Source organism: Halomonas salinarum (assembly GCF_012062845.1).
Taxonomy (GTDB): Bacteria; Pseudomonadota; Gammaproteobacteria; order Pseudomonadales; family Halomonadaceae; genus Onishia; species Onishia salinarum.
Map to the genome: position 1 here is coordinate 37,911 of NZ_WWNB01000006.1, position 22,935 is coordinate 60,845.

Below are 22,935 nucleotides of genomic sequence, written 5' to 3' on the forward strand. Positions count from 1 at the left end.
GCCGGCCGGCGGCGCGCCTCATCGCCGTCATTCACGCCTGCCGGGCCAGGCCACAGGACATCAGAGTTTTCATGAAAGACACCATCATTGCATTGCTTGAAGAGGCGCTGAGCACCCTTCAGCAGCAGGGCGAACTGCCCCAGGGCCTCGCCCCGACCATCAAGGTTGATCCCACCAAGGACAAGGCGCACGGCGACTTCGCCACTAACCTGGCGCTCGCGCTGGCCAAGCCGGCGGGCAAGAAGCCCCGCGAGCTGGCCGAGGCGCTGGTCGCGGCGCTACCGGCCTCCGAGGCGGTCAGCAAGACCGAGATCGCCGGCCCCGGCTTCATCAACTTCTTCGCCGCCACCGACGCCCTCGCACAGGTAGTAGCGACCATCCTCGAGACCGGCGACACCTATGGTCGCAGCCTGGATGGCCAGGGCGAAAAGGTGCAGGTCGAGTTCGTCTCCGCCAACCCGACCGGCCCGCTGCACGTCGGCCATGGCCGTGGCGCCGCCATCGGCGACAGCCTCTGTCGCCTGCTCGAAGCCACGGGTTTCGATGTCACCCGCGAGTTTTACTACAACGACGCGGGCGCCCAGATCAGCAACCTGGCACGCTCGGTGCAGTCGCGCGCCAAGGGGCTGACCCCGGATGATCCGAACTGGCCGGAAGACGGCTACCGCGGCGACTACATTCGCGACGTCGCCCAGAGCTACCTGGCCGGCGACACCGTGCACGCCGATGATCGCCACGTCACCGGCGCCGCCGATCCGGACGATCTCGATGCCATCCGCGACTTCGCGGTGGCCTATCTGCGCCGCGAGCAGGACCTGGACCTCAAGGCCTTCGGCGTCGCCTTCGACGTCTACTTCCTGGAATCCTCGCTGTATGAGGACGCCAAGGTCGAGGCCACCGTCAAGACACTGATCGAGGGGGGGCATACCTACGAGCAGGACAACGCCCTGTGGCTGCGCACCACCGACTTCGGTGATGACAAGGACCGGGTGATGCGCAAGCAGGACGGCGGCTATACCTACTTCCTGCCCGATGTCGCCTATCACCTCGACAAATGGCAGCGCGGCTTCACCAAGGTGATCAACGAGCAGGGCGCCGACCACCATTCCACCGTGACCCGTGTGCGTGCCGGTCTGCAGGCGCTAGAGACCGGCATCCCCAAGGGCTGGCCGGACTATGTGCTGCACCAGATGGTGCTGGTGACCCGTTCGGGCGTCGAGGTCAAGCTCTCCAAGCGGGCCGGCAGCTATGTGACCCTGCGCGACCTGATCGACGAGGTCGGCCGCGACGCCACCCGCTACTTCCTGGCCGCGCGGCGCGCCGACTCCCAGTTGACCTTCGATATTGACCTGGCGCGCTCGCAGTCCAATGACAACCCGGTCTATTACATCCAGTATGCTCATGCCCGGGTATGCAGCGTGCTGCGCAAGGCCGCCGCCGAAGAGCGCGACTTCCAGCATGACCTCGCGCTCGACAACCTGGCCCTGCTTGAAGCGGATCAGGAGAAGGCGCTGATGAATCGCCTGGCTCGCTATCCCGAGGTGGTGCGTATCGCCGCCGGCAACCGCGAGCCACAGCAGGTTGCCCAGTATCTTCAGGACTTGGCCGCCGACTTCCACACCTGCTACAACGCCGTGAAGGTGATGGTCGACGACGATGCCCAGCGCAACGCTCGCCTGGCGCTGGGCATCGCGACCCGCCAGGTGATCCGCAACGGTCTCGACCTGCTGGGCGTCAGCGCACCCGAGGAGATGTAAGCCATGGCCGCACGCCAAGCCGCCAAGACCGACGCCAAGACCGCTGCCAATCGCAAGGGCGCCACGACCCGCAAGCGCGCCGCCCCGGCCAAGCGCCCCGCTCCTCGCGTGCCCGGCTGGCTATGGGGGCTTTGTGGCCTGGTGGCCGGCTTCTTCCTCTCACAGTACCTGCAGGACTCGGCACCGGCGCCGCTGGCCAAGGTATTCAGCCGCCCGGCGACCGAACAGGCCGCATCATCGGCCGACCAGCAAGAACGCGACGCGGGTAGCGAGACATCCGGGGAAAGCGAGCAACGCATGCCGACCTTTGAGTTCTACACGCTGTTGCCGGAGTCCGAGGTCATCGCGCCCAGTGGCCAACCACAGGGAGGTGCCGCTGCGCCTGCCAAGGACCCGATCGCCGAGCAGATCGCCCGCCAGCAGTCGCAGCCGGCCGAGAATCGCCAGCCCACCGAAATAGCCGACGACGAGCGCTACATTCTGCAGGCGGCCTCGTTCCGTAAGCCGGCAGACGCTCAGCGCCTGGCCGGACGACTCAGCGACTTCGGGCTGATGGCCAGCATCAGCAAGGTCCAGACCGGTGACGGCGCCACCTGGCACCGTGTCCAGGTCGGTCCCTATGGCGATACCCGCGAGCTCAACCGGGCCCAGGACCTGATGATCACTCAGGGCATCGAGCCGCTGACCATCCGCCTTCAGAACTGATCCTGTGCGCCAGGGAAACCGCCATCGGCGTGACGGCGGTGGCGGGCCTAGCCCTGCCGCCGCCCTTCGAAGGTTGAATTCATCCCCCCCCGCCCACACCTTTCCCTCACGTTACCAACGACAGATTCCACTGCGTCCGTCCGACCGCTTACCGCATCCCGGACGCCCAAGTCACCGGGAGTGTCATTACTCCCATTACGGAGTTCATCTCCATGACCACGATCGTATCCGTGCGCCGCGGCGACCATGTCGCCCTGGCCGGTGATGGCCAGGTCTCACTGGGCAACACCGTCATGAAAGGCAACGCCAGCAAGGTGCGTCGCCTCTATCGCGGCCAGGTGCTGGCCGGCTTCGCGGGCGGTACCGCCGACGCCTTCACCCTGTTCGAGCGTTTTGAAGCGCAGCTGGAGAAATACCAGGGTCACCTGACCAAGGCCGCCGTTGAACTCGCCAAGGAATGGCGCACCGACCGCGCCCTGCGCCGGCTCGAGGCGCTGCTGGCGGTGGCCGACAAGAATGCCTCGCTGATCATCACCGGCAACGGTGACGTCGTGGAACCCGAGCGTGGCATCATCGCCATCGGTTCGGGCGGCAACTATGCCCTGTCGTCGGCCCGTGCGCTGCTCGATAACACCGAGCTTTCGGCCCGTGACATCACCGAGAAGTCCCTGGAGATCGCCGGCGACATCTGCGTCTTCACCAATCACCACATCACGCTGGAAGAGCTCTGAGCCATGACCCAGATGACCCCCCGCGAGATCGTTCACGCCCTCGATCAGTTCATCATCGGCCAGCAGGACGCCAAGCGTGCCGTGGCCGTGGCGCTGCGCAACCGCTGGCGCCGCATGCAGCTCAACGACGAGCTGCGCCAGGAAGTCACGCCCAAGAACATCCTGATGATCGGGCCGACCGGTGTGGGCAAGACCGAGATCGCCCGTCGCCTGGCCAAGCTGGCGCGCGCTCCCTTCCTCAAGGTCGAGGCCACCAAGTTCACCGAGGTCGGCTATGTGGGCCGCGACGTCGAGTCGATCGTGCGTGACCTGACCGAGGCGGCGATCAAGATGGTCCGCGAGCACGCCAAGGAAGAAGTGAGCCACAAGGCCGACGATGCCGCCGAGGAACGTATCCTCGACGCGCTGCTGCCGCGTCCGCGGGGCAGTGAATACGACAGCGCTCGGGACGACTCATCGACTCGCCAGGTGTTCCGCAAGAAGCTGCGCGAAGGCCAGCTCGATGACAAGGAAATCGACATCGAGATCACGCCCCAGAGCGGCGGCATGGACTTCAATACCCCGCCGGGCATGGAAGAAATGGCCAGCCAGCTGCAGAACATGTTCTCCAGCATGGGCAAGCAGAAGACCGAGACCCAGCGGGTCGCCGTCAAGGATGCCTGGAAGCTGCTGCGCGACGAGGAAGCCGCCAAGCTGGTCAACGAGGAAGACATCAAGAGCCGCGCCATCGAGGCAGTGGAACAGCACGGCATCGTCTTCCTCGACGAGATCGACAAGGTCGTCAAGGGCCAGCAGAGCAGCGGTGGGGAAGTGTCCCGCGAGGGCGTGCAGCGCGATTTGCTGCCATTGATCGAGGGCTCGACGGTCTCGACCAAGCATGGCATGGTCAAGACCGACCACATCCTGTTCATTGCCTCGGGGGCCTTCCACCTGGCCAAGCCGTCGGACCTGATTCCCGAGCTGCAGGGTCGCCTGCCGATCCGGGTCGAGCTCAATGCGCTCTCGCCTGACGACTTCAAGCGCATCCTAACCGAGCCGTCTGCCGCTCTGACCAAGCAGTATCAGGCGCTAATGGCCACCGAAGGGCTCGAGATCACCTTCACCGAGGAGGGCATCACGCGTATTGCCGAGATCGCCTGGAAGGTCAACGAGGGCACCGAGAACATCGGCGCGCGCCGCCTGCACACCGTGATGGAGCGACTTCTCGAGGACGCCTCCTTCAAGGGTGGCGACATGGAAAGCCCGTTGACCATCGACGCCGCCTATGTCGATTCCCAGCTCGGCGAACTGGCCATGGACGAAGACCTGTCGCGCTACATCCTCTGATCTGGCACGCTGGCCGTCGCCACGCCCTTGCGGCGGGCAAGGCCAGCACGTTCTCTGTACCCCTGCAGGAGGCCGCCATGAGCGTCCCGATCCCCTCAAACGTCCACTATCACAAGTCTGCTCGCGAGCTGGAACTTAGCTACCCGGACGGTTCGACCTACCGCCTGTCGATCGAGTATCTGCGGGTCTTCTCGCCCTCTGCCGAGGTGCGAGGCCACGGCCCTGACACCGCCGTGTTGCAGGTCGGCAAGAAGGACGTAGGCCTTGCCAACATCACCCCGTCAGGCCGCTACGCCCTGAAACTCACCTTCGATGACGGCCATGACAGTGGCCTCTTCAGCTGGGACTATCTGTATGCCCTCGCGACCAATGCCGACATCAACTGGGCAGACTACCTCAGGCGTCTAGAAGCGGCTGGCGAGTCCCGGCAACCCAAGAGCATCCAGTTCAAGGAGCTCTGACGCGACCCTCGCTTAGCCGGCAGCTGGATAGCCCACGCCGGACTTACCGATAACGGGTCAAGGGCGTGACGACAAAGACAAGGCCATCGCGGTGACGCTACAATGGCGCCATTGTCGGCCCCGGGTCGGCCCTTTTTTTCACGTGCTGCACCCCCTGCTGCACGGCCTGATGCACTGACTGATAGGGATGCCCATGGATAAGCGCACCACACACTTCGGCTATCAGGAAGTCCCGGTCGACGAGAAAGCCTCACGCGTCGCCGACGTCTTCCACTCGGTGGCGGCGCGCTATGACGTGATGAATGACCTGATGTCGTTCGGCGTCCATCGGATCTGGAAGCGTCTGACACTGGAGCGCGCGGGCGTACGACCCGGCCAACGCGTCCTCGACATTGCCGGTGGCACTGGCGATCTGACGCTGAAATTCTCGCGCCAGGTCGGGCCGCGCGGTCAGGTCATCCTTGCCGACATCAACGAATCCATGCTGCGCGTCGGCCGTGACAAGCTGCTCGACCACGGGGTTGGCGGCAACGTCGAGTACGTACAGGCCAACGCCGAGTGCCTGCCCTTCCCGGATAACAGCTTCGATTGCATCACCATCGCCTTCGGCCTGCGCAACGTCACCGACAAGGATGCCGCGCTGCGCTCGATGGCCCGGGTGCTCAAGCCCGGCGGCCGCCTTTTGGTGCTTGAATTTTCCAAGCCCGCCAATCCCCTGCTGTCCAGGGCCTACGACGACTACTCCTTCCACCTGCTGCCCAAGATGGGCCAGTGGGTGGCCGGCGATGCCGACAGCTACCGCTATCTTGCCGAGTCGATTCGCATGCACCCGGACCAGGAGACCCTCAAGGACATGATGGAAGCCGCCGGACTCGAGCGGGTCGAGTACACCAATCTGACCGGCGGAATCGTGGCCCTGCATCGGGGCATCAAGCTCTGATGATGGTACTCGCCGGTTTCGAACGCACCCTGAACGCCCTGCTCGACCGGGACCCCGCGGCACCGGCGCGACTGGCGGCGCTCGACGGCTCGCGCCTGCTGGTGCGCCTGGAGCGCCCCGCCTACGCCCTGCTGGTGAGCTTCGACGCCCACAGCCTGTCGCTCTGCCGGGGAGAAGGCCTCGCCGATGAAGATGTCGACGTGATTGTCGAGGCCGACAGCGAGGCCCTGGGCGAACTGATCGGCGGCGAGTCCGCCGAGCGCCTGATGTTTCGCGGTCGCCTCGCGGTGCGCGGGCGCGCTCAGGTGCTCGAACAGGCGCGCGACCTGCTGCTCGATCTCGACTTCGACTGGGAGGGCGAGCTCGCTCACTGGCTCGGTGACATGCCGGCCCATAGCCTCGCCGAGGGCCTGCGCCGTCTGGCGCGCTGGGGCCTGCGCACCCGCCAGGAGCTGACCGCCGATATCGGCGAATACGTCTTCGAGGAAGCACGCCTGCTGCCCGGACGTCAGCAGCTCGACGTGATGCGTGACCAGCTCACCGAACTCGAGATTGCAAGCGATCGCATTGAGGCAAGGCTTTTGCGTCTCAAGCGACGCCTGGAGGCGCGCCGCCTGCCTGATGAGGCCCCCGAGGAGCCCCATTCATGAGCCTGCGCCTGGCACGGATCGCCTGGGTCGTCACCCGCTACCGCCTCGACACCCTGATACCCAAGGCGCGTCTGCCCTGGCCACTTCGACTGCTACTCGCCCTCTCACCACTGCGCCTGATTCCGGCGCGTGGCGAGCGTGCGGAGCGGCTACGCCTGGCGCTGGAAGCGCTAGGACCGATCTTCGTCAAATTCGGCCAGATGCTCTCGACCCGCCGCGACCTGCTGCCCCCGGATATCGCCGACGAGCTCAAGCGTCTTCAGGACCAGGTCCCCCCCTTTCCCGGCGATCAGGCGGTGGCGCTGGTCGAGGAAGAACTCGAGTGCTCGATCGACGAGGCATTTGCGCACTTCGACACCACACCACTGGCTTCGGCCTCGATCGCCCAGGTCCATGCCGCTCGGCTGCACGATGGCCAGGAGGTCGTCGTCAAGATCATCCGTCCGGGCATCGACCGGGTGATGCGCCAGGACATGGCGCTGCTCTACGGGGTGGCACGCGTGCTGGCAAAGATTCCCGAAGCCCGGCGACTGCGCCCCCGCGAGGTCGTCGCGGACTATGAGTCCACGCTCTTCGACGAGCTGAACCTCCATCGGGAGGCCGCCAACACCTCCCAGCTCAAGCGCAACTTCAAGGGCTCGCCGCTGCTCTATGTGCCGACGATCCACTGGCCCCTGACCCGGCGCAGCGTGATGGTCCAGGAGCGTATCCATGGCATCCCCGTGGCTAACATGGAAGCACTCGAGGCACAGGGCACCGATCTCAAGAAGCTCGCCGAACGCGGTGTGGAAATCTTCTTCACCCAGGTATTTCGCGACAACTTCTTCCATGCCGACATGCACCCGGGCAATATCTTCGTCACCCACGGCAAGCCGAATGATCCGCAGTACATCGCCATCGACTGCGGCATCGTCGGCAGCCTGACCCGAGAGGATCAGGACTATCTGGCCCGCAACCTGCTGGCTTTCTTCCATCAGGACTATTATGAAGTGGCGGCCCTGCATATCGAATCCGGCTGGGTCGGCGAAGGTACCCGCGCCAACGAGTTCGCCTCGGCGATTCGTTCGGTGTGCGAGCCGATCCTCGAGAAGCCGCTAAAGGACATCTCCTTCGGCCAGGTACTGCTGGGGCTCTTCCAGACCGCCAGACGCTTCAACATGGAAGTCCAGCCGCAGCTGGTGCTGCTGCAGAAGACCCTTTTGAATATCGAAGGCCTGGGGCGCCAGCTCTACCCGGATCTTGATCTGTGGCACACCGCCAAGCCCTACCTGGAACGCTGGATGAAGGAGCGCGCCGGCCCCCGCGGGCTCTGGGAGTCGTTTCAGCGCCAGGCGCCCGAGCTGTCGCGCCAGCTGCCCGAGCTACCGGTGCTCGCCCACCAGGCGCTATCCCGGGTCGAGGCGGAACACAAGCAGCGCCACCGCCAGAGCGAGTCGATCTCGACCCTGCGCCAGCATGTCGTTGCCTCCGCTCGCGGCGCCCGGCGACTGCGCCTTGGCGCGCTCCTGGTAGGCCTGGCGTTGGCCTGGCAGCCACTCTTAAGCTGGGCCGGTGATCAGCCCTGGCCGGTGCTGGTGGCCGCAGGCCTGGGTGTGCTACTACTTGCCTGGCAATGACCACGCCTTTTCAGGACCTCACAAGACATCACAAGCGACTGAATCACCGCCTTTTTGACCCACTGACTCAGGAATGTCATCGATGAGCGATATTCTCCACCAGCTCGCCGAGGTGCTCGATCAGCGCCGTCAGGCGGATCCCGACACCAGCTATGTGGCATCGCTGCATGACAAGGGGCTCAACAAGATCCTCGAGAAGGTCGGCGAGGAAGCCACCGAGACCCTGCTTGCCGCCAAGGATGCGGCTAATGGCTCAGACGAGAGCCGCGCGGCAGTAGTCGCCGAAACCGCCGACCTGTGGTTTCATAGCCTTGTGATGCTGTCGCATCTCGGGATCGACCATCAGGACGTGCTCAATGAACTGGCACGTCGCTTCGGGATTTCCGGGCTGGACGAGAAGGCCGCCCGCCCAACGGACGCATAGGCCCAAGGGCCCATTGAAGGGAGAGACTCCATGTTAGGTGGCATCAGTATCTGGCAACTCTTGATCGTGCTCGGCATTATCATCTTGGTCTTTGGTACCAAGAAACTGCGCAATGTCGGTGGAGATCTGGGGGGCGCCGTAAAAGGCTTCAAGAAAGCCATGAATGATGGCGAGAAGACCGAAGACGAGAAGCAGGAAGAAGACGCGACCCAGCAGCGAGTCGCCCACGACGAGACCGGCAAGACCTACCACGTCGAAGCCGAGAACAAGAAGCAGGAATCGGAAGAGCGCAAGTAACCGCCCATGTTCGATATCGGTTTTCTCGAACTGCTGATCATCGGCGTGGTCGGCCTCTTGGTGCTCGGTCCTGAGCGCCTGCCCAAGGCAGCGCGTACCGTCGGCCTGTGGATCGGCAAGATCAAGCGCACGGTCTCGGGCATGCAGCGGGATATCTCCGCGCAGCTCGAGGCCGAGGAGCTGCGTCAGAAGCTCGACGAACAACAGAAAAAGCTCGATGCCAGCCTGCAGAAGGCCAAGCAAGGCGTCGAGCGCTACGGCGACGCTGACACTGCCACGCAAGACAAGGCCACGCAGGACAAGGCCAGCCCTCAGCAGACTGACGACCGGGCTCGCCTGGACGACGCACTGGCCAAGCGCCGTGAAGAGGCTTCGGCCACATCAGAGACCCAGCACGAGGCGTCCGCGACAAGTGACAAGGATCAACATCCCCGATGAGCGCCACTCCCGACCCGCAGGAACCCACACAAGGTCCGCCTCAAGACAATCAGAACAGCGGCCATGATACCCGCCAGGCGCCGCTCATCGAGCATCTGATCGAGTTGCGCTCGCGCCTGGTGCGTGCGGTGGTCGTGATCCTGGCCATCTTCCTGTCGCTGTATGCCTTCTCCAACGACATCTACACCTTCGTCGCGCAACCCTTGATGGCGCTGCTGCCGGAAGGCTCGCAGATGATTGCGACCGAGGTTGCATCGCCCTTTCTGGCCCCCTTCAAGCTGACGCTGGTGGTGGCGGTATTCATCGCCGTGCCCTTCGTGCTGCATCAGGCCTGGGCCTTCATCGCCCCCGGTCTCTACGACAACGAGAAACGCCTCGCCATCCCCCTCCTGGTATCGAGCGTAGCGCTCTTTTATGGCGGCGCGGCCTTTGCCTATTACGTGGTCTTTCCGCTGCTGTTCGAGTTCTTCACCCAGACGGGGCCTGCCGACGTCGCGGTGATGACCGACATCAACCAGTACCTGAACTTCGTGCTCAAGCTGTTCTTCGCCTTCGGCATCGCCTTCGAGATTCCCATCGCCACCTTCCTGATGATCTTTTCCGGCGCCACCACGGTGGAAAGCCTCTCGAAGAAGCGCCCCTATGTGGTGCTGGGCTGCTTCGTGGTCGGCATGCTGATGACCCCGCCGGATGTGATCTCCCAAAGCCTGCTTGCCGTACCGATGTATCTGCTCTACGAGGTCGGCATCCTGTTTGGACGCTTGGTCAAGCGCACGCCCCGCCCGGCGGATGACGACGCCTGAGGCGTCACGGCTCGGCCGTTCATCTTGAAAACCCCGCTTATGCGGGGTTTTTTGCATTATCCGCACGTCTTCCCTTGAGGGTGACGCTCGCGTCTTGCGGGTGCGACAAGCCAACGCTTCCGGCACCGACTCACACTGCATATACTCGAGGGAAATGGACGGGCGCTTGCCTTCACTAACCCCCGCTGTCATCTGACCGTCATTATCGCCTGTCACCATGAGGTCCAAGGAATCAGGCACCAATGGCGGGCCCTGACTGGAGATAGATCTTGAGCTTCACCACTTCTCGCCAGTATCCCGGCACCCGACTGCGCCGCATGCGCAAGGACGACTTCTCGCGCCGCCTGATGGCTGAAAACACCCTGACCCCGGCCGACTTGATCTGGCCGGTATTCGTGCTCGAAGGCAGCAATCGACGCGAAGCCGTGCCCTCGATGCCCGGTGTCGAGCGTCTGTCGATCGATTTGCTGATCAACGAAGCGCGCGACGCCGAGGCGCTGGGCATTCCGGCGCTGGCGCTGTTCCCGGTGATCGATGCAGAGCTCAAGAGCGAGCTTGCCGAAGAGGCCTACAACGCCAACGGCCTGGTGCAACGCTGTGTGCGCGAACTCAAGGCGGCATGCCCGGCGCTTGGCATCATCACCGACGTCGCGCTTGACCCCTACACGAGCCATGGCCAGGACGGCATCCTGGATGGCGACGACTACGTGCTGAATGATCGCACCGTCGAGGTGCTGCTCAAGCAGGCCCTGTCACATGCCGAAGCGGGCGCCGACGTGGTGGCCCCCTCGGACATGATGGACGGGCGCATCGGCGAGATCCGTAAAGTGCTTGAACAGGAACGGCTACATAACACCCGTATCATGGCCTACAGCGCCAAGTATGCCTCGCGTTATTACGGCCCCTTCCGCGATGCGGTGGGGTCGGCGAGCAATCTTGGCAAGGCCGACAAGACCAGCTACCAGATGGACCCCGCCAACAGCGACGAGGCGCTCCACGAGGTCGCCCTGGATCTCGCTGAAGGTGCCGATATGGTCATGATCAAGCCCGGCATGCCTTATCTGGACGTGGTACGGCGGGTCAAGGATGAGCTGCGCGTGCCGACCTATGCCTACCAGGTCAGCGGCGAATACGCCATGCACATGGCGGCCTTCGAGAAGGGCTGGCTCGAAGAGGACCAGGTCATTCTTGAGTCACTGATGTGCTTCAAGCGTGCCGGTGCCGACGCCATTCTGACCTACTTCGCCAAACGCGCGGCAAGACTGCTCACTTAATCACCGGAAGGGCTCGAGCGCCCTTCCATGGCTTCCCGGAGGCAAGATGGAAGACTCTCGCACCCCTGACACCGGCAGCTCGCTACCGGAGGCAGCGATCGACGAGGCCGGCCCTGCCGAAGCCCCACCGCTGCGCGTCAACCGGACCCGCACCGGCATCCAGGCCAAGGTGGTACCGGACCCCGAGGCCGACCTCAGTGATCCGCGTCTGTACTTCAACCGCGAGCTGTCGCATCTGCAGTTCAACATCCGGGTGCTCGAACAGGCGCTCGACACCTCGCATCCGCTGCTCAACCGGGTCATGTTTCTGTTGATCTTCTCGTCCAATATGGATGAGTTCTTCGAGATTCGTGTCGCCGGCCTCAAGCATCAGCTGATGCTCGGTAACGACGATACCGGTGCCGACGGCCGCCTGCCGCGCTCGATCCTCGACGAGATCAGCCAGGTCGCCCATACCCAGGTCGAACGCCAGTACCAGATACTCAATGAGCAGCTGATCCCGGCGCTGGAAGAAAAGGGCCTGCGCTTTCGCCGCCGCAGCGACTGGAATGAAGCGCAGGCCAACTGGGTGCAGGACTACTTCGATGAGGAGATCGTGCCGGTGATCAGTCCGATCGGGCTGGACCCCTCTCACCCCTTCCCGCGACTGGTCAACAAGAGCCTCAATTTCATCGTCGAGCTGGAGGGCAAGGATGCCTTCGGACGCGAGGGGGGCCTCGCCATTCTGCCGGCCCCGCGCTCGCTGCCACGGGTGATTGCCCTGCCTGATGGACTCTGTGCAGAAGGGTTCGACGAATATGTATTCCTGTCCTCGATGATCCACGCCCATGCCCAGGAGGTCTTCCCGGGCATGAAGGTGCGCGGCTGCTACCAGTTTCGCCTGACACGCAATGCCGACCTGGCCGTCGATCCCGAGGAAGTCTCGGATCTCGCCACCGCGCTGCGTGGCGAACTGTTGGCCAGACGCTACGGCAGTGGCGTGCGCCTGGAAGTCGCCGACAACTGCCCCGATGACCTGGCTGCCTTCCTGATCAAGCAGTTCGAGCTCGAGGAAAGCGATCTCTACCGGGTCAACGGCCCCGTCAACCTGACGCGCATGATGGCGGTGCTCGGCGACGTCGACCGCCCCGAACTAAGCTATCGCCCCTTCACGCCAGGCCTGCCCAAGCCCTTGAACAAGAGCGGTAGCCTGTTCGATGCCATCCGTGATCAGGACATCCTGCTGCACCACCCTTTCCAGTCCTTCAAGCCGATCGAGGACCTGCTCGCCGAGGCCGCTCGAGACTCGGCGGTGCTTGCCATCAAGCAGACGCTTTATCGCACCGGTGCCGACTCGCCGATCGTCAGCGCCCTGGTCGAAGCAGCGCGCAACGGCAAGGAAGTCACGGTGGTGATCGAATTGCGCGCCCGCTTTGATGAAGCCGACAACCTGACGCTTGCCTCGCGACTGCAGGAAGCCGGCGCCATCGTCATCTACGGCGTGATGGCCTACAAGACCCACGCCAAGATGATCCACATCGTGCGCCGCGAAAAGGGCGATCTTCGCTACTACGCGCACCTGGGCACCGGCAACTATCACTCAAAGACCGCCAAGCTCTACACCGATTACAGCCTGCTGACGGCCAATCCAACGCTGTGCGAGGACGTGCACAAGGTTTTCCAGCAGCTGTCTGGCATGGGGCAGGCGCGCAAGATCGAAACGCTGCTGCACGCCCCCTTCACGCTGCATCCGAAGATGGTCGAGATGATCGATCGCGAGGCCAAGCATGCCGAGAAGGGCAAGCGCGGCCACCTGATCATCAAGTGCAACTCGCTGACCGAGCCGCAGCTGATCCGCGCCCTCTACCGCGCCTCCCAGGCCGGCGTCGAATGCGACCTGATCATCCGCGGCATGTGCTGCCTGCGCCCGGGCATCCCCGGCATTTCCGATAATATCCGGGTGCGCTCGGTGATCGGACGCTTCCTCGAGCACACACGGGTCTTCTACTTCCACAACGGCGGCAAGCCGGAAGTCTGGGGCTCAAGCGCCGACTTCATGGCCCGCAACATGTTTCACCGGGTCGAGACCTGCTTTCCCTTCCTCGACAAGAAAATTGCCGCCCGGGTGCGCAAGGACCTAGAGACCTATCTAGTCGACAACTGCCAAAGCTGGCTTCTGCAATCCGATGGCAGCTACATCAAGCAGGAGGTCGGCGACAGCGCCCCGATCAGCGTTCAGGAAACGCTGCTCTACGCCTACGCCACCAAGGCCTGACGGCGCCTCTTCTCTCTTCGGGCGATCGAACACGACAACGCCGGGCCTGGGCCCGGCGTTGTGGTGTCTGCGTGTTCGATCTTATGGCTCGACCTGATGGCTAGATCTGAAGGCTACATCGTAAAGGTCAGGCTAAAAAGGACGAGGCATCAGCCCTGGTCGAGTGCCTGCTTGAGGCGACGCTCGTCGAAACCGGGGACGCGCTCAGGCAGACCGGCCTCCCGGCGCCGCTGCTGTATCGCCAGGCGTTCGGCGAGGCGCTCGCCGTCATCGTCCAGAGAACGGCCATCGAGATGGGACAGTTCCGCGATACCTTGATAATAGAAGCTCAATACCTCGAGTGCCGCCGGGTCATCGTCGGCGAGAGCTCGACGCAGCGCCGGCAGGTGGGCGCTGACCCGTGACAAGGACTGCTTGAGACGCCAGCCATAGCGCACTTGTGCCATGAAGGGGCGCTCCTTGAGTACCGCAATCAGGCCGCTGGTGATCAACAAGCCAAGCAGCACGCCCAGCGCATTGAGCCAGACACTCGAGCCGAACGCCCAGGTCAGCAGCTGAGAAAAACACAGCCCCAGCACAAGAAACAGGGCCGCCATGGCAATGGACGCCCGCCGCGACTGGCGGCGGTAGGCCTCGGGGTCATGGGCCTCGAAGCGAAAGTCCAAGGAGGTATCCTGATGGTGAGACGGCTCATGCATTGCGCAGGCGCTCGGCCGCGGTCAGCAGCAGATGCTCGGTGGTCTCCCAGCCGAGGCAGGCATCAGTGATCGAGACGCCATAACGCAAGGCGTCCGGCTTCAACGGCTGCTTGCCCTCGTGGAGATGGCTCTCGAGCATCACGCCGAAAAGTGCGTTATCGCCATTCAGGCGCTGATCCAACACATCGAACAACACCTCGCCCTGACGCCGATGGTCCTTTCGCGAGTTGGCATGACTGCAATCCACCATGAGTCGCGCCGCGAGTCCGGCTTCCTTGAGCGCCCGGCGACACGCCGCGACCTCGGGCGCCCGGAAGTTAGGCTCACCATGCCCGCCACGCAGCACCACATGGGTGTGAGGGTTGCCTGGTGTGCGGCGCATCACGGGGCGGCCGTCACTGGCAATGCCTGGATGATGATGCGGATGTGCACTGGCCCGAATGGCATCGATGGCTACCTGGATACCGCCATCGGTGCCGTTCTTGAAGCCGACCACCGCGCCCAGGCCGCTGGCCAGTTCACGATGGATCTGCGATTCGGTGGTGCGGGCACCAATGGCCGTCCAGGCAAGCAGGTCATCGAGATAGGGCGCGACCATCGGCTGCAGGAGCTCGGTGGCAACCGGTAGCCCCAGTTCGACGATCTCGCGCATCAAGGCGCGGGATTGGGCAAGGCCTGTCGCCATGTCATCGGCCCCTTCGAGGCCGGGGTCGTAGGCGAGCCCCTTCCAGCCCACAGTGGTTCGCGGCTTCTCGACATAGACCCGCATCACCAGCAGCAGGCGATCCTCTACCCGGTGCGCCAAGGCGGCGAGGTGTTCAGCGTACTCGCGGGCCGACCTGGGGTCATGGATCGAGCAGGGCCCGACCACTACCAGCAGGCGATCGTCGCGGCCATCGAGAATGGCGCGAATCGCCTCACGCTGCTCCTCGACACGCTTGGCAAGCATCGGCGACAGCGGAAGATCGCTGCGCAGTTCATCAGGCGTCGGCAGTGGGGTCTCTTCAACCGTCAAGGCCGCCGCGGTTTCGCCCTGAGAATCGGGCTCCTGCGGCGAGGGCGTGGAAGGCTTACTGTTATCGGCGTGATGGAGTTCAGCACCGTCGGCAAGGGTATCGAGGGGAGAAAGACTGGCATTCATCGGGAAAGGCTCCGGCTAGGCGATTGGCGTCGAGTCGAGTGGCCACCAAGAGTGTGCCGGTCGGAGGTGGCGAGTTGTGCCGACCGAGCGTCGCTAAATCGCCAATAGCCATACGCGCTCGGATAACGGGGCGAGAGGGTCATGGCAAACGCTGGGTTGCGGTCGAACATCGCGTGTCTTCCTCGTGGGCCAATGGCCCGATATATGAATGGCAGACAGTCCACTAACGAAAACCCCCGGTCGGGTTGCCGACCGGGGGTTTCAAGACATCGGAGGCAACCCTTAAGGGGCGTACCTCGCAGCAAGATCAGTGTGACCCTGCTGCCGGCACGCCGGCGCTAAACCAATAGCTCCAGAAACGGGGCCAGCCGCCGGTAGCGTATCCCCCATTGATCTTGCGAACACCCACGCGCCGCACGTCGCCAGCGAGGGCGAAGCGAGAAGTGGCGGATACAAGCGAGATATGCGGCATGGGACTCCGGCGGTCGTTAACGATGTCTGATCTAACATGTCTTATGGCTAGGTGGTTGGCGCGACGACACTTAAGTCGAGAATTAAAAGAACGTCACACCACACTTTGTGCCTGACATCATCCTACACGCCCTGACTGGCTTGGCAAGCCTGTCAGGGCGTGTAGAGCTAAACCAAGTGCCTGGAAAATGACCTTCCCTGAAGCCTTCCCCACCCACTGGCCTCAAACCTAACCCACATACTGCACCCAGCCGATGGTTGCCGGCAACGCGGCCATGCCAATCACGACGACGAGACCCAGAAAAAGGCTCAGAAACCCCGAGTCGTCATTGAAGTGCGGTTCGTGCTCTGCCATGGACACCTCGCAATATGAGTAGCAGCGGTTAGACAGAGTCTAGCGCAAGTGCCGACCGCCATCGACCGGCAGGGTCACGCCGGTGACAAAGCGGTTATCGAGCAGGTAGCGGAGGCTATCGTAGATCACCCCAGGCCCGGGAATCATCTGCATCGCCGACTTGGCCCGCGCCTTCTGGGCATAGGCCTCATCGTCGCCTTCGTTGAGCATGATCATCGCCGGCGCGATGCCGTTGACCTGGATACGCGGCGCGTACATGGCAGCAAACGAGAGCGTCAGATTGTCGAGCCCGGCCTTGGTCGCCGCATAGGCCGCATGCTTCTTCGAGCCCTTGACCGCCACGAAGTCGGTCATGTGCACGATATCGGCAAGCGGTTCATCACCGGCCTCGAGCAGCGCCTGAGCATGCAGGTTGATCAGATAAGGGGCCTGCATGTGGACTCGAAACAACCGCTCGAAGTTGGCACCCGCCTCATCGCCACGACTATCCGGGGCCCAGTCGCTGGCGTTGTGGACAATGGCCCGCAGCCTTGGCGTCGTCTCCTTGAGCCGCGCAATGAAGTCGAGGATGCCCGCCTCGCTCGAGAAATCCGCCGAGAGGGTCACGATCCCCTTCGCACGCAGGGCCTCGAGTTCGGGTCGCTCGCGACGATAGCTGATAATCACCGGATGGCCATCATCGATCAGCCGTTCGGCACAGTGGCGCCCCAGCCGCTGAGCCCCACCGGTGATCAGGATCGGGGCCGCACTCATGCCCCGCCGGCCCTTACCAGGCTGCCCACGGTGGGCACCAGCGGATCACGTGGCGCATAGGCGAAGACATCGGAGAATACCCGCGAAGGCTCGAGCCCCAGCGAGGCCAGCACATCGACGCAGGCGTAAACCATGCCCGGCGAGCCGGACAGATAAACGTCATGGCCTGAGACATCGACATCGTCCAGCACCTCGCCCAGCGCCGCATCGATGCGACCGACATGCCCCTGGATATGCGGGGCCGCGAAGTCGTCGCTCATGCCCTGCTCGCTGACCCCGTGGAAGCTCACGTTCGGGTAGCGGGTGGCCCACTCCCGCGCCTGGCTCTCCATATAGAACTCGCGACGTTCCTTGGCCGCCCACCACAGCTCAATCTCGCGCTCGGGGTCGTCGTGCAGCGCCGCCTCGATGATCGCCTTCATCTGAGCGAAGCCGGTGCCGGCGGCCACCAGCAGCAAAGGACGGCGGCTGTCGGGGTCAAGCACACAATCGCCACTCGGCACGCGCAGGGTCAAATGGGCGGCGTGCTGCATGAGCTCGCGCAGGCGGGCCGAATTGGAGCGCTCGGGCCAATGCTGGATATGCAGCTCGAGGGCGCCATCACCGGCATGCGCATTGGCGATCGAGAACGGCACCCAGGTGTCGTCATCCAGCTCGAGCTCCAGGTACTGGCCCGGCGCATGCGCCATGGCCTCGGGACGCCCTTCCAGGCGCACCCGGAAAACATCGGGATTGAGATCCTCCACCGCCGTCACTTGGCAGGTCAGAGTCCTTGCGGTCATAAGCGCCTCTCGTGGTCAGGAGCGTAAGTCAGGAGCGTGGGGCGTTGTCAGGAGCGTAAGTCATGAGCGGGGAGCGGGGCCCACCGGCAGGGTGATTCCCAGCTCGGCCCAGCGATCCTCCACCCGCGTCTTGACGGCTTCATCCATGACGATCGGCTCGCCCCACTCGCGATCGGTCTCGCCGGGCCACTTGTTGGTCGCGTCCATGCCCATCTTGGAGCCAAGTCCTGCGGTGGGCGAGGCAAAGTCCAGATAGTCGATGGGCGTATTTTCGACCATCACCGTATCACGCGCCGGGTCCATGCGGGTGGTGATGGCCCATATCACGTCTTCCCAGTTACGCGCATCGACATCGTCATCGAGCACCACCACAAACTTGGTGTACATGAACTGGCGCAGAAAACTCCATACCCCCATCATCACCCGCTTGGCATGCCCCGGGTACTGCTTCTTCATCGTCACTACCGCCATGCGGTAGGAACAGCCTTCGGGTGGCAGATAGAAATCGACGATCTCCGGGAACTGCTTGCGCAGGATCGGCACGAAGACCTCGTTGAGAGCCAGGCCGAGGATCGCCGGCTCATCGGGCGGCCGACCGGTGTAGGTCGAGTGATAGATGGGATCGCGGCGGTGCGTGATGCGCTCGACGGTGAACACCGGGAAATGTTCGATCTCGTTGTAATAGCCGGTGTGATCGCCGTAGGGGCCCTCGGGCGCCATGTCATCGGGATAGATGAAGCCCTCGAGGATGATCTCGCTGGAGGCCGGCACCTGAAGATCGGCATGGCCGCACTTCACGAGCTCGGTGCGCGAACCCCGCAGCAGCCCGGCAAAGGCATACTCCGAGAGCGTATCCGGCACCGGTGTCACCGCCCCGAGAATGGTGGCCGGGTCGGCGCCCAGCGCCACCGCGACCGGGAAGGGCTCGCCCGGATGGGCGGCCTGCCACTCCTGGAAATCCAGCGCGCCGCCGCGATGCGAGAGCCAGCGCATGATCAGGCGATTCTTGCCGAGTTTCTGCTGGCGATAGATGCCGAGATTCTGGCGCTCCTTGTGGGGCCCCTTGGTGACGACCAGCGCCCAGGTGACCAGCGGTGCGGCATCACCGGGCCAGCAGTGCTGAATGGGAATACGGTCGAGATCGACCGCCTCGCCTTCGAGCACCACCTCCTGCACCGGCGCCTTGCGGAGCACCTTGGGCCCCATGCTCATCACCTGCTTGAAGATCGGCAGCTTCTCCCAGGCATCTCGAAAGCCCTTGGGCGGGTCGGGTTCCTTGAGGAAAGCCAGCAGCTTGCCGACTTCGCGCAGCGCCGTCACCGATTCCTGCCCCATGCCCAGCGCCACCCGGCGCGGCGTGCCGAACAGGTTGCCGAGCAACGGCATGTCGTGACCCTTGACGTTCTCGAACAGGAGCGCCGGCCCGCCGGCCTTGAGGGTACGGTCACAGATTTCGGTGATCTCGAGGTAGGGGTCCACCTCGGCCGTCACACGCTGAAGCTCCCCTTGCGCCTCCAGGGCAGCGATGAACTCACGCAAGTCCTTATACTTCATGCGGTTTTTGCGCTCCCAAAACGACAAAAAGGGCAGCATAGCATGCCGCCCCTCGGGCTCATTAACAGATCGTGGCGTACGCTGAACCACATCGGCGTGGCGGCGTCTACGCAAGCTGGCGTGCCGCCTGGCTGGGCCGGCACACCGGCCGATTTTTCAACGCCCTATCGTCACGTGCAGCAGACTCGCATCAGCGCCGCTTCATGGCCTCGAAGAATTCGAGGTTGGTCTTGGAATCCTTCAGGCGATCGATCAAGAACTCGGTCGCCGCCACATCATCCATCGGATTGAGCAGCTTGCGCAGGATCCACATGCGCTGCATTTCATCCTCGGAGGCGATCAGGTCCTCGCGGCGGGTGCCCGAGCGACGAATGTTCATCGCCGGGTAGACGCGCTTCTCGGCAAGCTTGCGGTCGAGATGGGCTTCCATGTTACCGGTGCCCTTGAACTCCTCGAAGATCACCTCGTCCATCTTGGAGCCGGTATCGACCAGCGCCGTGGCGAGGATGGTCAGGCTGCCGCCTTCCTCGATGTTGCGCGCGGCGCCGAAGAAGCGCTTGGGCTTCTCGAGGGCGTGAGCATCGACACCACCGGTCAACACCTTGCCGGAAGACGGCACCACGGTGTTATAGGCCCGGGCCAGACGGGTGATGGAATCGAGCAGAATCACCACATCGCGCTTGTGCTCGACCAGTCGCTTGGCCTTCTCGATGACCATCTCCGCGACCTGCACGTGGCGGGCCGGCGGCTCATCGAAGGTCGAGGCCACCACCTCACCGCGCACGGTGCGCGACATCTCGGTCACTTCCTCGGGGCGCTCATCGATCAACAGCACAATCAGATGGCACTCGGGGTTATTGCGGGTAATCGAGGTGGCAATGTTCTGCAGCATCAGCGTCTTGCCCGCCTTGGGGGGCGAGACGATCAGGCCGCGTTGGCCCTTGCCGATGGGCGCCGTCAGATCGATGATGCGCGACGTCAGATCCTCGGTAGACCCGTTGCCGATTTCCATGAACATGCGTTCCTGAGGGAACAGCGGTGTCAGGTTCTCGAACAGGATCTTGTGCTTGGCGTTCTCCGGCCGATCAAGGTTGATCTCGCTGACCTTCAAGAGGGCGAAGTAACGCTCTCCTTCCTTGGGCGGACGAATCTTGCCGGCAATCGAGTCACCCTTGCGCAGGTTGAAGCGACGGATCTGGGACGGCGAGACATAGATGTCATCGGGACCGGCGAGGTAGGAAGAGTCAGCGCTGCGCAGAAAGCCGAAGCCATCCTGGAGAATCTCCAGCACACCATCTCCGTGGATGTCCTCGCCGCTCTTGGCGTGTTTCTTGAGGATGGCGAAGATGATGTCCTGCTTGCGCGAACGGGCCAGATTATCGATACCCATTTCCTGGGCGATATCCAGCAGTTCCGGCACGGTCTTTTGCTTGAGTTCGGTAAGATTCATCGGTTTGATCAGAAATAGCTCGTGTCAGCGTGGCAACGAAGCCGGGAAACGACAGGAGGCGGTAACAATGCGCCGCGTGGTGCGTTCAGAGCCCTGGATCATCCACTCTCGATATATAATCAGCCGCCCGTTGCTTGCGGGGAAGCCTGGGACGATATCGAACTAGAGGGAAGCGCTGTTCATGTAGCCGTATTCGTGTCGCCTGAATAGCTAGTCATGATGGCGAAGCGTCATCGCGAGGAATCAGCGGGCTGACTGACGACTTGGAGTCTGACCGCGGCGTGAGATGCCGTTGGCGGTCACCGTGAAGCAGTCGGGAAGTATTCGGAACAGGCGAACGATTCGATGTTAGTCAAGCGAATCGGCAAACGCAAGCCCCCCGTGATATCACCCGCCATGTAAGCAATTGACAACCCCGGAAGCGAGACGCAACCTTGAGGCCAAGCAACGCCAAGGGATCCCCCATGAGCAACCATCCAGGCTTCGGCGATACGCCAGACAGCGCGGCCTCACCCCAGCGTCTGGCCGCTATCGATCTGGGCTCCAACAGCTTTCATCTATTGGTCGCCAATCAGGTCGACGGACAGCTTCAAGTCGTTGCCAAGCTCGGCGAGAAAGTCCAGCTGGGGGCCGGTCTTGATGATGAAGGTGCCCTGACCGAAGACGCCATGCAGCGCGCGCTGGATTGCCTGGCCCGCTTCGCGCCCTTTCTCGAGGAAACGCCCAACACCCAGCTGCGGGTGGTCGGCACCAACGCGCTGCGTGCCGCCACCAACAGCCAGGTGTTGATCGAGCGTGCCGAGGCGCTGCTGGGTCAAGACATCGAGATCATCGCCGGGCGCGAGGAAGCTCGCCTGATCTATCTCGGCGCGGCCCATGCCCTTGCTGAAGTGCACGGCCGCCGCCTGATCGTCGACATCGGCGGCGGCTCGACCGAGTTCATTATTGGCGAGCACTTCGAACCCCTGGCGCTCGAGAGCCTCGAAATGGGTTGCGTGACCTTCACCAAGCGCTTCTTCGCCGACGGCGAGATCACCGAAAAACGCTTCCGCAAGGCAGAGCTTGCCGCCTTGTCTGAGCTTGCCAACATTCGCCGCCCCTTCGAGGAACTCGGCTGGGCCGACCCGGTCGGTTCCAGCGGCACCATCAAGGCCGCCGCCGCCGTACTGGCCGCCAGCGGCCAGGGCACAGAAGGCATCATCGATCGCAAGGGGCTAAGCGCGCTGCGCAAGCGCCTGATCAAGATGAAGCGCCTCGACAAGGTCGCGATGGACGGGCTCAAGGAAGACCGCGCCAGTGTCTTTCCCGCCGGTATCGCCATTCTCTCGGCGGTCTTCGAGGCCTTTGGGCTCGAGCAGATGCGCTATTCCGACGGCGCCCTGCGCGAAGGGGTGCTCTATGACATGATCGGCCGTAACACCGCCGAGGACTCGCGCCTGCAGACCCTCGAGGGGCTGCGCCGGCGCTATCAGATCGACCCGCGTCAGGCCGACCAGGTCGCCGCCAGCGCCCGTCAGTGCCTGTCACAGGTGGGGGCTGCCTGGCAGCTGAGCGCCAGCAACGCCCAATTTCTCGACTGGGCCGCCCAGCTGCACGAAATCGGCCTTGTCATCTCACACAGCCAGTTCCATCGCCACGGTGCTTACTTGCTGGCACACTCCGATCTTGCCGGACTGTCACGCCCCGAGCAGCAGGCACTGGCCTTCCTGGTACGCGCCCACCGTCGCAAGTTTCCGCTCAAGGAGCTTGATGCACTGCCCGCCTCGGTTCGACCGACGCTGGGTCGCCTGGCAAGACTGCTGCGCCTGGCCGTCATCCTCAACCACTCTCGCCCCGAGCAGCCCCCGACCGACTTTCGCCTCACCGCCGATGGCGAGCAGTTGTCGCTGTCGCTGAGTCCCGAGCTCGCCGAGCAGGCGCTACTGGTCAATGATCTGGAGCAGGAGCAGGAATACCAGCGCTCGGCAGGCTTTACGCTTACCATCGAGACATTGGACACCGTCACCGCCTAGGTGCCAGAGGCGTCCGGTGGCGCTTTTAAGGCCTATCCCTTTA

General features: G+C 63.3%; 22 protein-coding genes. 15 read left to right on the forward strand and 7 right to left on the reverse strand.

The genetic code is table 11. The features are described 5' to 3' along the window. Window positions 1–71: 71 nt before the first annotated feature. The 14 genes from argS to ppk1 all read left to right on the forward strand — a co-directional run bounded on the left by argS (window position 72) and on the right by ppk1 (window position 13,676). Window positions 72–1,757 (forward strand): arginine--tRNA ligase, encoded by a 1,686-nt coding sequence (gene argS / locus HF027_RS06165; protein WP_168013911.1) that lies wholly within the window; start codon window positions 72–74, stop codon window positions 1,755–1,757. Between the two features lie 3 nt (window positions 1,758–1,760). Next, window positions 1,761–2,462: an SPOR domain-containing protein gene (locus tag HF027_RS06170; protein ID WP_168013912.1), complete on the forward strand. Its 702-nt coding sequence runs from the start codon at window positions 1,761–1,763 to the stop codon at window positions 2,460–2,462. A gap of 212 nt (window positions 2,463–2,674) precedes the next feature. Then, a complete protein-coding gene (gene hslV / locus HF027_RS06175; protein WP_168013914.1) occupies window positions 2,675–3,193 on the forward strand; it encodes an ATP-dependent protease subunit HslV in 519 nt (172 codons plus the stop codon). 3 nt (window positions 3,194–3,196) lie between these two features. Continuing rightward, the gene (hslU, locus tag HF027_RS06180) at window positions 3,197–4,519 is read left to right on the forward strand and encodes an ATP-dependent protease ATPase subunit HslU (RefSeq protein WP_168013916.1); all 1,323 of its coding nucleotides are present in this window, start codon (window positions 3,197–3,199) and stop codon (window positions 4,517–4,519) included. Window positions 4,520–4,596: 77 nt separating this feature from the next. Next, on the forward strand, window positions 4,597–4,980 hold the full coding sequence (locus HF027_RS06185) for a gamma-butyrobetaine hydroxylase family protein (RefSeq protein ID WP_168013918.1): 384 nt from the start codon (window positions 4,597–4,599) through the stop codon (window positions 4,978–4,980). Window positions 4,981–5,173: 193 nt separating this feature from the next. Further along, a complete protein-coding gene (gene ubiE, locus HF027_RS06190; protein WP_209316414.1) occupies window positions 5,174–5,920 on the forward strand; it encodes a bifunctional demethylmenaquinone methyltransferase/2-methoxy-6-polyprenyl-1,4-benzoquinol methylase UbiE in 747 nt (248 codons plus the stop codon). Next, window positions 5,920–6,570: a ubiquinone biosynthesis accessory factor UbiJ gene (locus tag HF027_RS06195; RefSeq protein WP_168013922.1), complete on the forward strand. Its 651-nt coding sequence runs from the start codon at window positions 5,920–5,922 to the stop codon at window positions 6,568–6,570. Before ubiE ends, HF027_RS06195 begins: the two co-directional genes overlap by 1 nt. Further along, window positions 6,567–8,186 carry a ubiquinone biosynthesis regulatory protein kinase UbiB gene (gene ubiB, locus HF027_RS06200; protein ID WP_168013924.1) on the forward strand — a complete coding sequence of 540 codons (1,620 nt, stop codon included), beginning with the start codon at window positions 6,567–6,569 and terminating at the stop codon, window positions 8,184–8,186. Before HF027_RS06195 ends, ubiB begins: the two co-directional genes overlap by 4 nt. An 82-nt stretch (window positions 8,187–8,268) precedes the next feature. Then, complete coding sequence (locus tag HF027_RS06205) at window positions 8,269–8,610, forward strand: phosphoribosyl-ATP diphosphatase (RefSeq protein WP_168013926.1); 342 nt, start codon at window positions 8,269–8,271, stop codon at window positions 8,608–8,610. Window positions 8,611–8,640: 30 nt separating this feature from the next. Continuing rightward, entirely contained in the window at window positions 8,641–8,907 is a 267-nt protein-coding gene (tatA, locus tag HF027_RS06210) for a Sec-independent protein translocase subunit TatA (RefSeq protein WP_168013928.1), read from the forward strand. A 6-nt stretch (window positions 8,908–8,913) separates the two neighbouring features. Beyond that, window positions 8,914–9,345, forward strand: a complete 432-nt coding sequence (gene tatB, locus HF027_RS06215) for a Sec-independent protein translocase protein TatB (protein ID WP_168013930.1) — start codon at window positions 8,914–8,916, stop codon at window positions 9,343–9,345. Next, window positions 9,342–10,148 carry a twin-arginine translocase subunit TatC gene (gene tatC / locus HF027_RS06220; RefSeq protein ID WP_168013932.1) on the forward strand — a complete coding sequence of 269 codons (807 nt, stop codon included), beginning with the start codon at window positions 9,342–9,344 and terminating at the stop codon, window positions 10,146–10,148. The genes tatB and tatC overlap by 4 nt, the downstream gene beginning before the upstream one ends. Before the next feature lie 269 nt (window positions 10,149–10,417). Continuing rightward, on the forward strand, window positions 10,418–11,422 hold the full coding sequence (gene hemB, locus HF027_RS06225; RefSeq protein WP_168013934.1) for a porphobilinogen synthase: 1,005 nt from the start codon (window positions 10,418–10,420) through the stop codon (window positions 11,420–11,422). Between the two features lie 46 nt (window positions 11,423–11,468). Beyond that, a complete protein-coding gene (ppk1, locus tag HF027_RS06230) occupies window positions 11,469–13,676 on the forward strand; it encodes a polyphosphate kinase 1 (RefSeq protein WP_168013936.1) in 2,208 nt (735 codons plus the stop codon). Window positions 13,677–13,825: 149 nt separating this feature from the next. Here ppk1 and HF027_RS06235 read toward each other — a convergent pair whose 3' ends face one another. The 7 genes from HF027_RS06235 to rho all read right to left on the reverse strand — a co-directional run bounded on the left by HF027_RS06235 (window position 13,826) and on the right by rho (window position 20,880). Further along, the gene (locus HF027_RS06235) at window positions 13,826–14,341 is read right to left on the reverse strand and encodes a DUF3087 family protein (protein WP_168013938.1); all 516 of its coding nucleotides are present in this window, start codon (window positions 14,339–14,341) and stop codon (window positions 13,826–13,828) included. A 25-nt stretch (window positions 14,342–14,366) separates the two neighbouring features. Next, entirely contained in the window at window positions 14,367–15,515 is a 1,149-nt protein-coding gene (locus HF027_RS06240) for a 3-deoxy-7-phosphoheptulonate synthase (protein ID WP_168013940.1), read from the reverse strand. A gap of 700 nt (window positions 15,516–16,215) precedes the next feature. Beyond that, window positions 16,216–16,341 (reverse strand): hypothetical protein, encoded by a 126-nt coding sequence (locus HF027_RS15745; RefSeq protein ID WP_280730172.1) that lies wholly within the window; start codon window positions 16,339–16,341, stop codon window positions 16,216–16,218. Window positions 16,342–16,380: 39 nt separating this feature from the next. Next, window positions 16,381–17,094 carry a dihydromonapterin reductase gene (gene folM / locus HF027_RS06245; protein ID WP_168013942.1) on the reverse strand — a complete coding sequence of 238 codons (714 nt, stop codon included), beginning with the start codon at window positions 17,092–17,094 and terminating at the stop codon, window positions 16,381–16,383. Next, a complete protein-coding gene (locus HF027_RS06250; RefSeq protein WP_168013944.1) occupies window positions 17,091–17,876 on the reverse strand; it encodes an NAD(P)H-flavin reductase in 786 nt (261 codons plus the stop codon). The genes folM and HF027_RS06250 overlap by 4 nt, the downstream gene beginning before the upstream one ends. Window positions 17,877–17,936: 60 nt before the next feature. Continuing rightward, window positions 17,937–19,430, reverse strand: coding sequence for a 4-hydroxy-3-polyprenylbenzoate decarboxylase (ubiD, locus tag HF027_RS06255; protein ID WP_168013946.1), 1,494 nt, complete (start codon window positions 19,428–19,430; stop codon window positions 17,937–17,939). Between the two features lie 190 nt (window positions 19,431–19,620). Beyond that, window positions 19,621–20,880: a transcription termination factor Rho gene (gene rho / locus HF027_RS06260; RefSeq protein ID WP_136255568.1), complete on the reverse strand. Its 1,260-nt coding sequence runs from the start codon at window positions 20,878–20,880 to the stop codon at window positions 19,621–19,623. A gap of 464 nt (window positions 20,881–21,344) precedes the next feature. Between rho and ppx the strand changes: the two genes are divergently transcribed. Next, a complete protein-coding gene (ppx, locus tag HF027_RS06265; protein WP_168013948.1) occupies window positions 21,345–22,892 on the forward strand; it encodes an exopolyphosphatase in 1,548 nt (515 codons plus the stop codon). Window positions 22,893–22,935: the final 43 nt, after the last annotated feature.